The following is a 14,926-nucleotide window of genomic DNA, read 5'->3' as shown; positions in this document are numbered from 1 at the left end:
TCCCTCTCCTATTCACTGATACATGCCAACCTCAATGACAAGATTTCCCTTTTTTGTTTCCTTCACAACCTCTTTCAGCTGGAATCTTCCATGTCCGCGAATGGAAATAACACAAGTATTATCGCACAAATAGGACGTTTGTTCAAGTATTACATGATCAACTTTTACCTGTTTGCTCCGTATGAGATCTGCAGCCTTTGCCCTGCTGAGTCTGGCGAGCGCAGCGACCAGCGTATCCAGTCGAAGAGAGGATACTATCAGTGATTTGTAGGCAATATCCGGTTCATAGCTGACAGACTCCTCACTCGGCTCCAGATGGACGGCACAGCGTTTGATTTGCGTCAGATTGGCAATCAGATAATTGCCGATATCCGGATCCACAAACATATGCACCGCATCCTGTTCAACGATAAGATCCCCGGTTTTATCCCGCTCAATCCCCAGATTCATCAACGCCCCGAGCACATCACGGTGTGCCAGCTTTCCAAAGCTGTAAGAAATCTTCGCCTTTAGATGAAGCACAGGAATCTGTACCTCTTCCTCCCAGGGCAGAAAAGCAAGCCGGCAGCGTTCGGCCTGCGCATAGCCGCCATCTTTGCGATACAAAATCCGATGTCCGCAAAAGCGTTCGGCTATCTGTATCTGATCAGGCGAAAAAAAGGGTGTAACAACAACCCGGTTCCAGCGTTCCATGCGATCAATCTGATCCTGCAGGCGCCGGACGAATTCCTCGTTACCCCGATAATGCTCTATTGCGACAGACAATGGTTAGTCTTCCTCGCTTGCGTCAAGGCTGATTTCCCCATGTACCGCCACGCTGCGCGGCGTACACAGAATCACATTATGCCCGATCTTCTGAATGCTTCCATCCAGAGCGAAGATTACACCGGTTAAAAAATCAATGGTACGCTGTGCATAGTCACGCTGCAGCTTGTGCAGATTGACAACAGCCGCCTTGTTTTCCTTCAGGCGTTTTGCGATTTCTTCGGACTCATCAAAGGAACGAGGCTCAAACAGAACCATTTTCGTATCGGTTGGCAAGTGATTTACTTTTGATTTCGGTCTTTCATATTCAGAAATAGAAGGAGTATCCTCTTCCTGTTCTACTTCTAAAACGTCATCTTCATCCATTGGCGCTATAAATTCTTTGAATTTCTGACTGATGCTCATTTACGCGTCCCTCCTATACATTATGTATATTCTAGCACAAAAATCCCTTTATAAAAAGGGATTTTTCATGAAATTTATACAAGTGCCGCAAACTGTTTCAAAAGCCCTCCTTTTTGTAAAAAAACTTCAGCATCGAAATTTCACAAGAATAACATCACCCGCGATATTTTCGATTTCCTGCGTGGGAATCTCGATTTCATCACACGGGAAGAACCAGGGAAACAGCTTTTTCACAAAGGACTGCGTGGGATGGACAAATATGGAATGAATCACATACGTGCATGGATCAAATTCCACATCATTGACGAGTCCGATCATACTGCCATCCATCACATTGATGACCTGTCTTCCGCAAATATCCGTATATTTCAATTCTATCACCTGTTTCAGTATATGCCCTTCACCCGCAGGTGTTGCCTAGGAATCAAATTCTTTTTTCAAAACCGCAATGGCGTTTTTTTCCAGACGTGACACCTGTGCCTGCGAGATGCCCAGCTCTCCGGCAATCTCTGTCTGCGTCATATCCTGATAATAGCGTTTCTGTATGATATCCAGCTCCTTCCCCTTTAAGCGTGTCAGACTGCGCTTTAACGCCATCAAATTGTTCAGATGCTCGATTTCATCCTTGTCATCCTTGATCTGATCCAGCAAAAACAGCTCATCTCCGTCAGAATTGTATACCGGTTCAAAGATCGAAAGCACGCTCTGTGTAGAATCCAGTGCATCCACGATATCCTTTTCCTTAACCTCCAGCTGCTGGGCAAGCCAGGAAACACTTGGTTCCTTTTGATGCTTATGTACATACTCCTCCTTCAGCTTGAAGGCCCTATACGCCAGATCCTTTAAATGGCGGGATACCCGGATCACCTGATTATCGCGCAGATAGCGTTTGATTTCACCCATGATCATCGGCACCGCATAGGTGGAAAAGCGCACTTCATGCTTCAGATCAAAATTGTCGATGGACTTCACAAGCCCGATGCAGCCAACCTGAAACAGATCATCCATATTTTCACAGCGATTGGAAAAGCGCTGCACAATGGACAGCACCAGCTTCAGATTTCCATTGATCAGTGTTTCCTTGGCACTTTCATCGCCCTGCTGGAGCTTCACAAACAGCTCCTTCATTTCTGCATTTGTCAAGACCTTTAACTGTGCGGTATTGATACCGCTGATTTCTACTTTATAACGACTCATATGCTCTTTGCCTCCTAGTGTCTGTACTAGCAGTGTGCCCGAGCCGTTTCTTTGTTATGCGTAAAAGCAGGCAGCTTTTCCTGTAAGTAATTGGCAGGAAAACAGTCTTGACAATAGTAAGATAAAAACAGCCGGATCAAACGTCTGTCCGACTGTTTATAAGGTTTTTTTCAGTGCATGGTTCCTCGTATTTTTCAAATTTCATAATCCGTTGCTGCAGCTGAACCGTTGTTTTACTGTGAGTTCTTCATCTGTACCTTCAGCTTGGCGATAATGCGCTTTTCCAAACGGGATATATAGGACTGGGAGATACCCAGACGCTTGGCGATATCCTTCTGGGTCAGCTCTTCATGCTGAATGCCGTAGCGCATCTGCAATATCTGGCGTTCCCGCTCCTTCAGCGTCGACATCGCCTCCAGCAGCTCCCGCTTGTTTTCCTTTTTTTCAAACTCCTTGGTCACGACATCATCATCGGTTCCCAGAATATCCGAGAGCAGAAGCTCATTTCCGTCATAATCAATATTGAGTGGTTCATCGAAGCTGACCTCCACCTTGCGGCGGCTTTTCTTGCGCAGAAACATCAGGATTTCATTTTCAATACAGCGTGACGCATAGGTCACCAGCTTGATATTCTTATCCCGTTTAAAGGTATTGACCGCCTTGATCAGCCCAATGCTTCCGATACTGATCAGATCCTCCATAAAAATCGGATTGGTTTCATAGCGCTTTGCGATGTATACGACAAGGCGAAGATTATGTTCAATCAGTGTGTTGCGGGCCTCCTCATCTCCGTTTTCCAGAGCAATCAGTGCAGCCAGCTCCTCTTCCTTGTCCAGCGGCTTGGGAAGTACATCATTTCCCTGGATGTAATAGACCTCCATGACATCCTGTTTAATAAATAAAAAGCGAATGAGTTGCAGCAGTTTTTTCATCATCATCACCCCAGTGTCATCATATTCATGTTCAGCAATACTTCGCAGTTCAGCGGAAGGCTTACATGGTTTCTGCAGCAGACCAGCACCCTGTGCTTATGGCATCCCTCTATCGCCGCCAAGCATGCATAGCAGCGTATGACAGAGGTATCGTCAACGGTATTCATTACTACCAATTCTATGTCCTGTTTCTTAAAATATGTCTCATAGGAGGAAGAAATAAACAGGACCGGTATTCCTTCATAGCTCAGCAGATTTCCGCTGTCCAGCCATCCCTTCAAATGCAGCGTCGTATCCGCAAGCTCAATATGCAGTCGGTACAGGTAATTCATGCGTGCCAGCATATCCTTCCATTTCACATGGAGCAGAAGGAACATTCCGCCATATACCAGCCACAGCCAGTACACCGACGCATGGAGCGGGACAAACCAGAGAAAGTTATGAAAACCACCCTGATAAAACGCAAAGGATGTCATGTACCAGAGTATGCGGATTCCCTGCATCATCATCCAGCTTTTGGCACAGAAACGAAACTGCCAGAAAAAAAAGACGACTTCCTCCAGCACCAGAAACAGCCAGGAGCCAGGAAAGAACAGCAGACAGCCCGGTATGCTGAGAGCAAGTGCATAAACCAGCATTTTCCGTATCGGCAGCGGTTGTACACAGGCATAGGATGCCATTAAAAATGACAGCAGAATGGTTGCGGTGTTATGCAGCATACTGACCTCTACATAGCTCTCCATACAAGCATCCCTCCTTCATGGCACAGTATACACCTGGCTATGTTATGAATCTGTCGATATTCGCCATACGCAAACCGATAAAAACCGGCAGGCTTCGACACTCAGACATGCATGTTCGCATACTCCCTGTGCAATTCAAGCAGATTGGGCTGGATATGATGCTTACTGCAGAAATCCACATACTGCTTCAGATACCCTTCCAGCTGTCCGCTATGAGCAAGCATGGTTATATCCTTTGAAAAATACGTGAGAAACTCCTGAAACGATAAAAACGACATAGCATCACCTCTATCCTATGGTATGCAGTCCTGTCAGAAATAGAACCGCGCTTATTCCTTTATTGATGCCTTACAGGATTATGAGGTCAAATACAAATTGCAGACTGAAACGACTGTTTTCTAATCATAAATTAAAAACAGCAGACCCCTGCCTGCTGAGCATTCCCATACAATATCCATTCATGTACCTGTTTCCTAGCTGTACAAAGCTATGATATTTCATTATAAAGAAAAGCTTCCTTCTCGCATCCACACGTATCATGCATACCACCACCTTGCGCCGTTTCTTTTTCGAAAGTCTGTGTTTATTGCGATGTTCAGAACAATTGCGGACTTTTATACGCCTGTCCTGTCCCTTTCAGATTTTCTTCACGATGCTGATGACATCTATCGTAAACGTCCCCTTCTGATAAAGTCGGCAGCACAGGCAGCTGCTTCGATTATAATTCCTTAACGCGTGTACAGCAAAACACCATTGCCGCGCAATGGTGCTTTATGTATCAGCTGTTCACCCTTTAGTTTGTGAAATTATCGAAATATCCCTGAACGAGTACGATCGGTGTTCCTTTGTCTCCGGAACCGCTCGTCAGATCACAGAGAGAGCCGATCAAGTCTGTCAAACGTCTTGGAGTTGTTCCCTGAGAAGCCATGTTTCCGACCAGGTTGTCTTCCTTTTCACGGATTTTCGCCTCGATTGCCTTCTGCAGCTCCTCTCCCTTCAGCTGTGCAAAATCATTGTCTGCCAGATATTTCAGCTTCAGTTCATTCGGAGTCCCCTCCAGTCCTGGGGTGTATGCAGGAGAAACACAAGGGTCCGCAAGCTCCCAGATTTTCCCGACAGGATCCTTAAAGGCACCGTCACCGTACACCATAACCTCCACATGCTTCCCGCATGCCTGCAGTACCTGCTTCTGAATATCCTGTACCAGCGGCTGGCAGTTTCTCGGAAACAGCTTCACCATGTCCTCTGTAGATTTGTTGGATCCCAAAAGACCAAAGGCTTCATTGTATCCGGACCCGTCAACGGATGCCGTCATAATATCATCCAGGCCGCAGACACGCTCGGCACCGTTTGCTTTCAGGATGCGTTTTGTTCTAGCTCTTGTGTGAATGTCACAGGTTAGAACATTTTTTGTATACTTAAGAATTTCCTTTGGATGGTTGGCGAAAATGATTTCCACCTCGGCACCGCAGGATCGGATCAGATCACCATAGTAGCTCACATAGTCAATTCCGGTAAATTCATGACGGTTTTCACCAAAGAGCTTCCGATATGTTTCCAGACTCAGGACATCGCTGTACGGATTGATTCCGGCTTCATCCAGCTTATCGATGGATACCAGCTCGTTTCCAACCTCATCGCTTGGGTAGCTGAGCATCAGAACGACCTTTTTCGCCCCCTTTGCAATTCCCTTCAGACAGATTGCAAACCGGTTACGGCTCAGGATCGGGAACATAACACCAATGGTTTCTCCTCCCAGCTTTTCCTTAACATCAGCGGCAATTGCATCCACTGACGCATAATTTCCCTGTGCTCTGGCAACGATGGACTCCGTTACCGCAATAACATCACGGTCACGCAGTTCAAAGCCCTCCGCTTCTGCAGCTGACAATACGCTTTGTGAAACGATGGCAGCCAGATCATCTCCTTCACGGATAATCGGACAGCGCACACCTCTGGATACCGTTCCTATTTTTCTTTCCATAATCTCTAACACCTTTCTTTACTTTGTGTATCTTCCATCTATTTCAATCACCCTTGTGATTTGAAACCCTGATAACGCAAGAAAAACCGCATCATGTACGGTTTGTCCTACCAGAAAAACTTGCTTTTCTTCTGCTTTTGCGGCAGAAATTCAAATTGTACATCCACTGTGTCACCATCTATGTTTAACAGCGCATAGCTGGGACCTCTGCCATCCCTGCTTCGCCACAGCGATCCGGGATTGATCAAACGGATACCATCCACTGTTTCATCCGCCGCGATATGCGTATGTCCATAACAGACAATATCACAGCTGCGCTCCTTTGCGGCATCCGCCAGCTGCTGGCTTCTGCGTGAATACATAAACTGATGGGAATGTACAATAAAGATACGATGAGTCCCGATACTCAAAATCTGCTCATCCGGATAATCATAAAATATATCATTGTTACCGCCAACCGTCACAAAACGGGGAAATGCCCCCGGATCCGCATCGATATCTCCGCAGTGAATATATGCATAGGCATCCCCATGCTGCTGCAGAACATATTCCAGCGCATCATCACGGCCGTGACTGTCACTGACTACTACTATCTTCATTTTTACCACCGCTATTATCATACCAAAAAATGCAGACATTTAGAAGTGTTTTTTTTAAATACGCTAGAACTGTACCTCATTATACGTCAAAGCATACACCGATACCATATCCTCCTTCTGATCCTTCGGTGAAACCGTGACCCCGTCCACGCGTACCTCGACCTTTTCAATGCCGGGCAGTGCAGCCAGAGATAGCACCAGGGCATTGTACACATCCTGCTTCACCGTGCGGTTGCTGGCAAGGATATTCTTATTCAGATTCACAATCAGGGAGCCGTCATAAACATCAAAGCTGCTGACCTTGATATCATCGGCATACAGCGGCTGATCAAGCGCACTGGAGACACTGATATCGGAAAGAATGTTTTCAACACTCGCCTTCAAGGCATCCCCCTGACTCTGTGCAACCCGCTTACTTTTGGGAACCATGTATTCATTCCCCTGTACCTTTTTTGTATAGAATACCGTCAAGGAGGCAGAGTCATGCAATGTGGTTGTTGAGGTTTCGAAATGATTGATACCGATACTGCGGTTGAGGATTTCCGGAATCGGTGTCTGTGCATTCGGCATACTGGTCAGCTGTTTATCATTCAGATAGAGCTTTACCTGCTCGATATCATGAAACTGCGTAGCTCCCCATGTGATTGCCTCCAGAATACGCAGCTCATTCTCCTTATCATAGTTTTTCAGAGAATCATCAAAATACAGGGATACAATGCCGTTTTTGATAGAAGAGGACTGCAGGGTGCACTCCTTTGTAAACAATGGTGTAAAGCCCTTGATTTCCTGCTTCCCGCTCATATAGGAAAACATGAGTGCCAGCTTATCCTCCTCGCTCATCTCCTCACTGACCGGTATGGATAACGGAACCAGTGTCTTATCACTGTCCATCATATAAATCTGCATATGCTTTGTTTCATCCTTTGTGGAAATCACCGGGGATGCACTTTGTTCCTGTGCCGGGAAAAAGCGTACCGACAGATATCCGATCATGGCGATGGCCCCGAATACCACGGCCATCTGTTTCTTGAAGGTTTTCTTCATACGTTGTTCACCTCTAGTTCAATGTATGTGGCAGGAACAGAAAAAAGAACAGGTCCGACCTGTTCTTACTCCTTCAAATCACTGATATTCACTTCATCCAGGACATAGCCCTCATCATGCAGCTTTTTCGCGATTTCCTTACCGACATAGCGCAGGGTGTAGGGCTGATAGCGTTTTCCTGTCGCATCCTCCTTCTGTTTAGGATAGCGGATAATGAAGCCGAATTTATAGGCGTTGTCCTTCAGCCAGATTTCCTGATCGCGCTCCTCCTCACTCGGATTTTTCTTTTCCTTCTTATCCGAGCTCTTCGCTTCCTCCTTCTTTCCTGCATCTTTATCCTTGTCGCTTTCCTTTTTCTCATCAAATTCCGTCGTCAGGCCGTTTGGAAGCAGGCGCACCGTATAGCCGAGCTGAAATTCACTCTGTCCCGGATAATCCCAATGCTGCAGCACATCCTCTCCATAAACGAGCTTTGCTTTCTCAAACAGCTTCATCTGATCCTCATAGGAAATATAGCCGGCTATCACCTTCATATCACCGTTTTCCTTCTGGTTGACTTCCCCTGCAGCCGCCATCAGCTCCTTCAGCGGCTTAACGACCTCTTTCTTGATTGTGATGTCATTGGCCTGCGGAACAAGGGAGGCGTGGGGCAGATCATTGATGGATACCAGATCCTTCGGTTCATAGGTATACAGCGTATTTTTACTGCCCAGCACCAGATACGGATCATTGGGCTTCGCAATCAGATGAGCGTTTTCAATATTCGGATCCCCCTCATCAAAAAAGCGGGTCAGGACATTATAGGTATAGTTCATCAGCAGGTCATGCAGCTCCTGATACTCCATACGCGCACGGTAGCGGTTGATAAAGCTCACGATGTATTCCTTAACCTCCTGGTCGCTCTCCGTATGCGACGGCTTCTGTGTCTGATATGCCACATCATACCAGAGTGTATTATTCAGCTCAAAGTCCTTGATTTCGATAAATGGCAGAAACTGCTTCGGTTCTATCTTTTGAGATACCAGATAATTGATCTGCTCGGTGCTGAGATGGGACAGCACCAGCTTTCGTTCCTCCTCACTTAGCTCATGCGGATATCTGGCCAGTTCATCATAATGCTGGTTCATGATATAAAAGCATCCGCTGAACAGTGCGATCAGCAGGATGACAAACACACTTCGTTTCAGTAGCATAGGCTCACCTCGTTCTTTATTATACACGACTTTCAAAACGAAAAAAAGAGCAAGATACTCACTCTTGGGTCAGCGCTGCGGTTTCATTCTCCTCGTCCTGTGCTTTCCAGCCGTCCCGAAGCTCCTTCACCATCTTGAAATAGGTGGAGCGCTTAAAGCCCAGCTGCTTCTGATAGTCCTCATGCTTCATTTCCTTACGCATGATCTTCCGTATATTTTCTTCAAAATCCTGGGGTAATACCATTTTCGGTCTGCCGTAGCTGCCTTCCCCGTTCCTTTTCTTCTCCAGTGCCTTTTGAATCCCCTCCAGCTGCAGGGCATAGTTGCGCTTGCGAATCGTTCCTGTCACAAAGTCAATCAGCTGCAGCATCTGTTCCAGATCGACACTGCGCTCATCGCGCAGCCTGACACAAACGCCGCTTTTTTGCAGAGTGCTCAGTCTGTGCTTCAGCTCCTGTACCTCACTGGCAAGGTGTGCAATATCCTGAATGTACAGGATATCCGATTGCTTCCATACGGCTTGCAGCTGTTCCCACTGCGCTGTACTGCCATAATCAAAAAAGCAGACAGCCGCGTTTTTCCTTTGCATTTCCGTTTGTATTTGCTGCAGGCTGGACACCTCCTGCTCATCCTCCACATAAGTATAAAAATAATTCATATGCGTATTTCCTTCCTATTCCATTTTTCTTTGTCACCCGCAGTCAGTAAACAGCATGACTGTCCGGTGAGTCATCGTCTTACGTCATTCTACACCATCTGTATGGCAGAATCAATCCTTACGGCAAAAGAATCCAAAAAACTATAGTTTTTTACAATATTTGGAAATTTTCAGAAGCTGTTCTTTCCCTATAGGAAGACACATGACCGACAGGAGCTTTTCCTTTGTTCGCATTCATACACGGATCGATTTACGTTCCCATACTGCTGCTTCATACCCTTGCATTTCGAACATTGCGTCCTGTATGCCCTCACCTGTTCGCTGTACCCTAATATTGCAGAAGAAAAGCAGAACGTTTTCACGTCCTGCCTATTCAAGCGTTAATTCCTCCAATTTCAGCAGCTCCACGACCGCCTGGGCTCTTCCTTTTACTCCAAGCTTCAACATAACATTGGATATATGGTTTCTAACCGTTTTATCGGATATGTTCATCAGTTTCGCTATTTCCTTGGTGCTGTAATTGGCAATCAGTAATTCAAAAACCTCTTTTTCACGTTGCGTCAGTATTTTTTGCGTAGCACTTACCCCCTAACGTTCCTACCTACCTTTATCTTATGCATCTTCCGATTTTTGGTCTGTATTATGCAGGATATTGTAGATGTTTTGTGCTACTTTCTCGGGAACCACCTGACGTATTTCCTCAATCGTGGCCTCTTTCAGGCGTTTTAGGGATTTGAAATGCTTCCAGATTTCCTTTTTCCGGACTTCACCAATCCCTTCCACCTCATCCAGAATGGACTTCGTCATGGCTTTTCCTCTGAGCTTACGATGATAGGAAATGGCGAAACGGTGTACCTCGTCCTGCATCTGGGTCAGCAAGAAAAACAGAGAGCTATCGCGTTTTACCGGCAGAATATTCCCATTCACATCCATCAGATTGCTCGTCCTGTGATTGTCATCCTTCACCAGTCCGCAGATCGTTAAGGGAATATCCAGTGCCTCGATAATTTCTCTGGCCGCCTCGATCTGGAGATAGCCTCCATCGACAATCAGCAGATCGGGAAAGCGTGCACCTTCCTTCAACAGCCGAAAGTACCGCCGATAGATGACCTCCTTCATAGAGTCAAGGTCGCTTATGTATTCGCCCAGACGAAAGGTACGATAGTCCTTCTTGCTTGGCTCACCGTCCCGATATACCACCATGCCGCTGACATTGTGCGTACCGGAGATATGCGAGTTATCAAACAGCTCGATGCGATGAATCTCCTTCTGCAGCAGATTGCAGAGCTGTTCCATTCCCTCATAGCGCCGGCTTTCCTTGCGCTCTACCAGCTCAAACTTCTGTTCATGCGCATTTTTGGCATTCGCAAGCACCATATCCACCAGCTTCAGCTTGTCTCCGCGAAGCGGCTGCAATATCTTCGTGTCCAGAATTTCCTCCAGATGCGTAATATCATATTCCTTTGGTATTAGAATTTCCTGCGGCAGCGGATTATTCGCATAATACTGCAGAATAAAGGATACAAAGGCATCCGCTTCATTCTCATACAGCGGCTCAATGGAAAGCGTACGCTCCAGCAGCTTTCCTCCACGCAGGAAAAAGCCCTGAATGGATATATAGCCCTTGTCGACATAATAGCCAAATACATCCCGGTCCTTGCGGTCCTTAAAGTCGATCTGCTGCTTTGCCGTCACATGCTCAATCGCATGAATCAGGCTCAGCTTCTCCTGTGCCTTTTCAAACAGCAGCTCCTCACTTGCCTGCTCCATTTCCCGATGCAGGGTATCCAGCATCTCCCGGACATCCCCCCGCATGAATTTCTGAATGCCGCTGACCATATCCGCGTACACACGCTCATCAATGTCCCTGATGCAGGGAGCCAGACACTGTCCCATGTGATAGTACAGACATTCCTTTTTCGGCATCCGCCTGCACTTTCTCAGCGGATAGATACGATTCAGCAGCTTTGCTGTTTCCCAGGCCGCCCCGGAATCCGGAAACGGTCCGAAGTAATGGGCCTTACGATCCTTCGTATTGCGCACCACCTTTAATACCGGAGCATTTTCCTTTGTGAGCTTCAGATACGGATAGGATTTATCATCCATAAACATGATGTTGTATGGTGGTGTATGCTTTTTGATCAGATTGATTTCCAGCAGCAGCGCCTCTTTTTCACTGGATGTTACAATATATTCAAAATCGTCGATATTACTGACAAGGCGGGTGGTTTTAAAATCGTGGGCGCCGACAAAATACTGCCGTACGCGCTGCTTCAGCTTTTTTGCTTTTCCGACATAAATGATATCTCCGTCCTTGTTTTTCATTAAATAGCAGCCAGGCATAGCAGGAAGAATTTTCAGCTTATCCTCGATTTTGGCCATATTTGCCATTATTTACCGCTTCCCTTCTGCTTTAAAACAACAACAGTCGCTCCCAGACCGCCTTCGCCCTGACCTCCCATGCGAAAGCTCTCCACACGCGGATTGCGCTTCAGAAAGTCATGTACCCCCTTGCGCAGGGCTCCGGTTCCCATACCGTGAATGATGCGGACATTGTTCGCTTTTGCAAGCATTGCATTATCCAGATATTTATCAATGATCGGCAGGGCTTCCGCCACCCGCATACCGATGACGTTGCATTCCATGGAAAAGGAGCGCACGCCTGCCTTGGCGTATCCCTTTTTCTTTGTTTTCTGCACCTGCTTCACAGCCGGTTCGATTTCCTGCAGCGTTGTATTCATTTTCATACCGTTTGCCAGTACGCAGACCTTATCCTTGTTCATGGAAATAATTTCTCCATAATAGCTCAGCTTGCTGATTTTTACATAATCCCCCACCTGATAGGAAGGCAGCTTTTGCGGTGTAGCGTCTGTTTCCGCATCGTCCATCGAAGACAGCTGCTTTAATCTGGCCTTGCGGTCACTGATTTCATGCGGCTTGGCTTCACTGTGCATATGCTTCAGCTCATCAATGATATCCTGTGCTTCCTCCAGAGAGGACTCCAGCTGTTTTCTGGCATCCTCTCTGACCGTTTCCAGAATTTCCTCCCGCCGCTGCGCCAGCTGTTTTTTCTCCTGCTCCAGATCTGCCTGCAGCTGCCTGACATCCTTTAGTCTGGCAGCCAGCTTTTCCTTCAGCTCGTAATTTTCCATCAGGGATTGTTCCAGCTTTTCCATCGCGATGTCCGCCTTGCTGCGGTCCGCTTCCTTGCGTTCCCTCGCAAATCGAATGATGCTTTCCTTCAAGCCATAACGGCGGGCGATTTCAAATGCATTGGACTGTCCGCTGATTCCCTCGATATACCGGTAGGTCGGCAGCATTTTTTCCATATCGAATTCCACACTGGACAACAGGATGTCCTCATTATCCGCACCATAGGTTTTCAATGCGGAGTAATGGGTTGTGGCAATCACCATGGCACCGATGGCACGCAGATGATCCAGTACAGCAACCGCCAGCGGTTCCCCCTCCTTCGGGTCCGTCCCGCTTCCAAGCTCATCCAGAAGGACGAGAGAGCGTGCCGTCGCATGATCACAAATATCCGCCATTTTGGATATATGGGATGAAAAGGTGGACAGGGATTCCTGAATGGACTGATCGTCACCGATATCCACATACAGGGCGTCAAACAGCGGTACGACGGCCTGCTCCGCACTCAGCGGCAGACCGCTCATCGTCAGGGCGACAAACAGACCGATGGTTTTCAGTGTCACCGTCTTTCCTCCGGTATTGCTTCCGGTAATCAGAAGGCTGTGATGCGGTGAGCGGATTTCGTATGTATTTGCGACAACCTTCTGCGGATCGATCAGCGGATGTCTGGCTGTCTTCAGATACAGATGGTCATCCTTTGTATTCAGCTCGGCAATGCAGCCGTCCATTTCCTTCGTCCATAGCCCGCGGGCAAAGATACTGTCCAGCAGAGCGAAGGTTTCCAGATTGGACAGCAGCTCATGACCAACCGACTTGACCTGCTGACTTAATTCAAACAGGATGCGTGTGATTTCCTCCTGCTCCTGACTTTTCAGCGTTTGCAGACGGTTATTGAGCACCAGCAGACTGCGTGGCTCAACATAGGCCGTCTGACCGGAAGCACTCTCTCCGTGAACAAAGCCGTCCACACTGTTTTTCTCACTGATTTTCACAAGCACGCAGGTACGGTTGTTGCGCATCGTCGTGATCGTATCCATCAGCTTGCTTGCATTGCGTGAGAGAAACCGCTGTACCTCGCTGCTGATATCCGCATTGCAGGACAAAATGGATTTCCGGATACTTTTCAATGCCGGGCTTGCGGAATCCAGAACCTCCGCATTTAAGGAAATGCAGCGATCGATCGAGGAAGCCAGCTGCTGATGCTCCGCAAAGGAATCACACAGCTCCTTGATCAGTGGTGTATCCAGATCACTTGCTTTCATATATTTGCGAACCTGCTCCACACCGCGTGTACTATCCGCAATTCCGCGCAGCTCATGCGGTGTCAGTGTCATGTCCTTCATGGCTGCCTCTATGCTGTCACGCGTATCATGGATACCGCCAAACGGCATGTTCCCAAATCGCACGACGAGGGCATAGGCCTCTTTTACTCTTGCCAGCTCACGCCTGACCCAAAGGGCATCAAAGCGCGGCATCATTTGTCGAATCAGCTGTTTTCCCAGGGAAAAGGACGCGTGTTTCGCAACCTGCTCCTTTACCTCATGCAGCTCCAACGGCTCATACATATCTTTCATATTCTTACCTCTATTGCAGCGCAGACAGCAGCGTGTCCACGTCTTCTTTCTTCATATTCTGCTCCAGCAGCCAGCTGCGGATATTCTCCTTTTCTGCTGTACTGAGCGTTTGTTTTTCATCCAATGCCGATGTCAGTCTGGATAACTCCTGCAGCGGTTCCCTGGCATAAAAGGTCAGGGCATCCATCATCCCATCGCTGTATCGCAAAAGAGATGCGGATGCAATCTCATTCCCGGTTTTCCAGAATGGCAGACGGCAGACCATGGCAGCCAGCACCATCAGCAGCACGGCCTGCAGTGCCCCCAGCGCAGCTCCCAGAAGCCGGTTGATACCGGATACGACCGGTACATGATTGGCCGCCTTTGTAAACGGCTTTATAACCAGCACCGCCAGCTGCAGCAGGACAAAGAGAATCACGAAAATGAGCAGGCGATTCAGGTTGTCATACAGGACAGCCTCCAGCGGTGTATCCTGCAATGGGAGCGCATGCTTGGGATACAGGTGGATAAAACTGCCGACATAGGAGGATGCCCACCATGCCAGAAAGCCGCATACAAAGAAAGACAGTATGCTCAGCAGCTTTAATAGGAAGCCGTCGCGGTATCCGCCGAATACGAGTGCACAAAGCACACACAGGATGACCATATTTACTAGCATAATCAGGGACACAGGCATCACCTA

General features: G+C 47.5%; 16 protein-coding genes. All 16 read right to left on the bottom strand.

Features of this window, described 5'->3' with window-relative positions:
- Positions 1-12 precede the first annotated feature (12 nt).
- On the bottom strand, positions 13-765 hold the full coding sequence (locus ACG3M1_RS11110) for an RNA-binding protein (RefSeq protein ID WP_002608796.1): 753 nt from the start codon (positions 763-765) through the stop codon (positions 13-15).
- Between the two features lie 3 nt (positions 766-768).
- The gene (locus tag ACG3M1_RS11105; protein WP_002608795.1) at positions 769-1,170 is read right to left on the bottom strand and encodes a cell division protein SepF; all 402 of its coding nucleotides are present in this window, start codon (positions 1,168-1,170) and stop codon (positions 769-771) included.
- A 126-nt stretch (positions 1,171-1,296) separates the two neighbouring features.
- Complete coding sequence (locus ACG3M1_RS11100) at positions 1,297-1,551, bottom strand: PRC-barrel domain-containing protein (RefSeq protein ID WP_224720950.1); 255 nt, start codon at positions 1,549-1,551, stop codon at positions 1,297-1,299.
- 36 nt (positions 1,552-1,587) lie between these two features.
- Complete coding sequence (locus tag ACG3M1_RS11095; RefSeq protein ID WP_002608793.1) at positions 1,588-2,367, bottom strand: SigB/SigF/SigG family RNA polymerase sigma factor; 780 nt, start codon at positions 2,365-2,367, stop codon at positions 1,588-1,590.
- 233 nt (positions 2,368-2,600) lie between these two features.
- Entirely contained in the window at positions 2,601-3,299 is a 699-nt protein-coding gene (gene sigK, locus ACG3M1_RS11090; RefSeq protein ID WP_035304019.1) for an RNA polymerase sporulation sigma factor SigK, read from the bottom strand.
- Between the two features lie 5 nt (positions 3,300-3,304).
- A complete protein-coding gene (locus tag ACG3M1_RS11085; protein ID WP_008817427.1) occupies positions 3,305-4,042 on the bottom strand; it encodes a sigma-E processing peptidase SpoIIGA in 738 nt (245 codons plus the stop codon).
- Between the two features lie 101 nt (positions 4,043-4,143).
- Positions 4,144-4,320 carry a hypothetical protein gene (locus ACG3M1_RS11080; RefSeq protein ID WP_008817428.1) on the bottom strand — a complete coding sequence of 59 codons (177 nt, stop codon included), beginning with the start codon at positions 4,318-4,320 and terminating at the stop codon, positions 4,144-4,146.
- 515 nt (positions 4,321-4,835) lie between these two features.
- A complete protein-coding gene (locus ACG3M1_RS11075) occupies positions 4,836-6,026 on the bottom strand; it encodes a coenzyme F420-0:L-glutamate ligase (protein WP_008817429.1) in 1,191 nt (396 codons plus the stop codon).
- Positions 6,027-6,133: 107 nt separating this feature from the next.
- Complete coding sequence (locus ACG3M1_RS11070) at positions 6,134-6,625, bottom strand: metallophosphoesterase family protein (protein ID WP_002608788.1); 492 nt, start codon at positions 6,623-6,625, stop codon at positions 6,134-6,136.
- Between the two features lie 63 nt (positions 6,626-6,688).
- Positions 6,689-7,669 (bottom strand): GerMN domain-containing protein, encoded by a 981-nt coding sequence (locus tag ACG3M1_RS11065; protein WP_008817430.1) that lies wholly within the window; start codon positions 7,667-7,669, stop codon positions 6,689-6,691.
- 65 nt (positions 7,670-7,734) lie between these two features.
- Positions 7,735-8,862, bottom strand: a complete 1,128-nt coding sequence (locus tag ACG3M1_RS11060) for a M15 family metallopeptidase (protein ID WP_008817431.1) — start codon at positions 8,860-8,862, stop codon at positions 7,735-7,737.
- A gap of 58 nt (positions 8,863-8,920) precedes the next feature.
- Complete coding sequence (locus ACG3M1_RS11055) at positions 8,921-9,520, bottom strand: hypothetical protein (RefSeq protein WP_008817432.1); 600 nt, start codon at positions 9,518-9,520, stop codon at positions 8,921-8,923.
- Between the two features lie 369 nt (positions 9,521-9,889).
- Positions 9,890-10,084, bottom strand: a complete 195-nt coding sequence (locus ACG3M1_RS11050; RefSeq protein ID WP_079747667.1) for a helix-turn-helix domain-containing protein — start codon at positions 10,082-10,084, stop codon at positions 9,890-9,892.
- 48 nt (positions 10,085-10,132) lie between these two features.
- The gene (gene uvrC, locus ACG3M1_RS11045) at positions 10,133-11,911 is read right to left on the bottom strand and encodes an excinuclease ABC subunit UvrC (RefSeq protein ID WP_008817433.1); all 1,779 of its coding nucleotides are present in this window, start codon (positions 11,909-11,911) and stop codon (positions 10,133-10,135) included.
- Positions 11,911-14,244 (bottom strand): endonuclease MutS2, encoded by a 2,334-nt coding sequence (locus ACG3M1_RS11040; RefSeq protein ID WP_008817434.1) that lies wholly within the window; start codon positions 14,242-14,244, stop codon positions 11,911-11,913. Before ACG3M1_RS11040 ends, uvrC begins: the two co-directional genes overlap by 1 nt.
- Positions 14,245-14,254: 10 nt before the next feature.
- Positions 14,255-14,920: a CvpA family protein gene (locus ACG3M1_RS11035; RefSeq protein WP_154410760.1), complete on the bottom strand. Its 666-nt coding sequence runs from the start codon at positions 14,918-14,920 to the stop codon at positions 14,255-14,257.
- Positions 14,921-14,926: the final 6 nt, after the last annotated feature.

Source organism: Clostridium sp. 10cd* (assembly GCF_044336395.1).
GTDB classification, from domain to species: domain Bacteria; phylum Bacillota_I; class Bacilli_A; order Erysipelotrichales; family Erysipelotrichaceae; genus Clostridium_AQ; species Clostridium_AQ innocuum.
The sequence above is the reverse complement of the archived record's forward strand: the minus strand, read 5'-3'. Positions and strand labels throughout refer to the sequence as shown.

What these genes read in the sequence shown, in the direction of transcription:
- ACG3M1_RS11105 (WP_002608795.1), bottom strand. Translation starts at nt 1,170, where the DNA reads ATGAGCATCAGTCAGAAATTCAAAGAATTTATAGCGCCAATGGATGAA.
- ACG3M1_RS11095 (WP_002608793.1), bottom strand. Translation starts at nt 2,367, where the DNA reads ATGAGTCGTTATAAAGTAGAAATCAGCGGTATCAATACCGCACAGTTA.
- sigK (WP_035304019.1), bottom strand. Translation starts at nt 3,299, where the DNA reads ATGAAAAAACTGCTGCAACTCATTCGCTTTTTATTTATTAAACAGGAT.
- ACG3M1_RS11085 (WP_008817427.1), bottom strand. Translation starts at nt 4,042, where the DNA reads ATGGAGAGCTATGTAGAGGTCAGTATGCTGCATAACACCGCAACCATT.
- ACG3M1_RS11080 (WP_008817428.1), bottom strand. Translation starts at nt 4,320, where the DNA reads ATGTCGTTTTTATCGTTTCAGGAGTTTCTCACGTATTTTTCAAAGGAT.
- ACG3M1_RS11075 (WP_008817429.1), bottom strand. Translation starts at nt 6,026, where the DNA reads ATGGAAAGAAAAATAGGAACGGTATCCAGAGGTGTGCGCTGTCCGATT.
- ACG3M1_RS11070 (WP_002608788.1), bottom strand. Translation starts at nt 6,625, where the DNA reads ATGAAGATAGTAGTAGTCAGTGACAGTCACGGCCGTGATGATGCGCTG.
- ACG3M1_RS11065 (WP_008817430.1), bottom strand. Translation starts at nt 7,669, where the DNA reads ATGAAGAAAACCTTCAAGAAACAGATGGCCGTGGTATTCGGGGCCATC.
- ACG3M1_RS11060 (WP_008817431.1), bottom strand. Translation starts at nt 8,862, where the DNA reads ATGCTACTGAAACGAAGTGTGTTTGTCATCCTGCTGATCGCACTGTTC.
- ACG3M1_RS11055 (WP_008817432.1), bottom strand. Translation starts at nt 9,520, where the DNA reads ATGAATTATTTTTATACTTATGTGGAGGATGAGCAGGAGGTGTCCAGC.
- uvrC (WP_008817433.1), bottom strand. Translation starts at nt 11,911, where the DNA reads ATGGCAAATATGGCCAAAATCGAGGATAAGCTGAAAATTCTTCCTGCT.
- ACG3M1_RS11040 (WP_008817434.1), bottom strand. Translation starts at nt 14,244, where the DNA reads ATGAAAGATATGTATGAGCCGTTGGAGCTGCATGAGGTAAAGGAGCAG.
- ACG3M1_RS11035 (WP_154410760.1), bottom strand. Translation starts at nt 14,920, where the DNA reads ATGCCTGTGTCCCTGATTATGCTAGTAAATATGGTCATCCTGTGTGTG.